Below are 1,451 nucleotides of genomic sequence, written 5' to 3' on the forward strand. Positions count from 1 at the left end.
ATGCTGGAGTTCCCGGCCGGCAAGCTCGACGCCGGCGAAGACCCGCTGGTCTGCGGTCGCCGTGAGCTGCTGGAGGAGACCGGCTACAGCGCCACCGAATGGGCCTATGCCRGTGTACTACACAACGCAATCGCCTACTCGGATGAAGGCATCCACATCTACTTCGCGCGTGGCCTGAACAAGGGCGAGCAGAAGTTGGACGAGGGCGAGTTTCTCGAGCTTGTCACACACACGGTCGACGATCTCGACCGCCTCGCCGCCCAAGGCGAGCTGACCGATGCCAAGACCCTGATCGGCCTGCTGTGGCTGCAGCGCTGGCAGCAGGGTGCCTGGGCGCTGGACTGGCTAAAGTAGCGCCCCTCGTCCAAGGCATACCTTGGCCGGTTCCAGGGAGACGGCGACGCATGCAGCGTCAAGCCGCATGCACATCGCCAGGCGGGCCGACCAGGTGAACTGGAGTCGGACACAAGAAGTCCCTGCGGACTGCTTGTGCCTACGGAAGGCCATGGGCCTCTGGCCCACGGCAGGCCCGGCGCTCGGCCCGAAAGTTCTTCCGTTTCGTACATGACCTCTGGCGCCGTGTTGCCAGACCGTTAAGCTCCGGCGTTTGAGCCGTCCGACCTTTGCCCTTTCGAAGAAAGCTTGTCTCCATGACGCGTGCATCGCTGACCCTGACCGCATTGACATTGGCCCTGGCCCTTACCGCTTGCGGCAAGGGTGGCAAGCCCGATGAGGCCAAGGGCGCCGCGGCCAAGACGTCTGCGCCGCTGCTGCTCGCGCCCGAGGATCTGCGTCAGGTTGGCCAGAGCGGCCTGATCGGCGCGCCCGTCATCACGGGCGCCATCCAGCCGGCCCGCCGTGCCGACCTGCGTGCCGAAGTGGCCGCCGTCGTGCTGCAGGTGGCCAAGGACAACGGCGAACGTGTGCGCGCGGGTGATCTCATCATCCGACTGGACCCCACCTCCATCCGCGACGGCCTGACCTCGGCCGATGAGGCGCTGCGCGCCGCCCAACAGAGCTTCGAGCAGACCGAGCGCGTGCTGGCCCGCCAGCGCACGCTGAACCAGCAGGGCATGATTTCCATGCAAGGCCTGGAAGACGCCGAGGTGCGCCGCAACGCCGCCCAGAGCGAGTTGGCCGCAGCCAAGGCGCGCGCCGTCACGGCCCGCCAGCAGGTTTCGCGCACCGAGATCCGCGCGCCGTTCGATGGCGTCGTCAGCGAGCGAAAGATCTCCGTCGGCGACACCGTGCAGATCGGCCGCGAACTCATCAAGGTCATCGACCCGGCGTCGATGCGCTTCGAAGGCCAGGTCTCGGCCGATCGCCTGGGCGAGCTCAAGCTTGGCCAGCCGGTGTCCTTCCGCATCAACGGCTTTGGCGACGCGGAGTTCCGCGGCAAGCTGGCCCGCATCGATGCCGCTGCCAATGCGACGACGCGTCAGGTCGAGCTC

At 66.9% G+C, this 1,451-nt stretch carries 2 protein-coding genes; both read left to right on the forward strand.

The window, feature by feature from the left end; genetic code table 11:
- The coding region (locus tag ACXJKR_RS32420) for an NUDIX domain-containing protein (RefSeq protein WP_457326353.1) at positions 1–354 on the forward strand (354 nt) is incomplete at its 5' end.
- Between the two features lie 296 nt (positions 355–650).
- The coding region (locus ACXJKR_RS32425) for an efflux RND transporter periplasmic adaptor subunit (RefSeq protein ID WP_457326354.1) at positions 651–1,451 on the forward strand (801 nt) is incomplete at its 3' end.

It is taken from the genome of Roseateles sp. P5_E11, assembly GCF_054049355.1.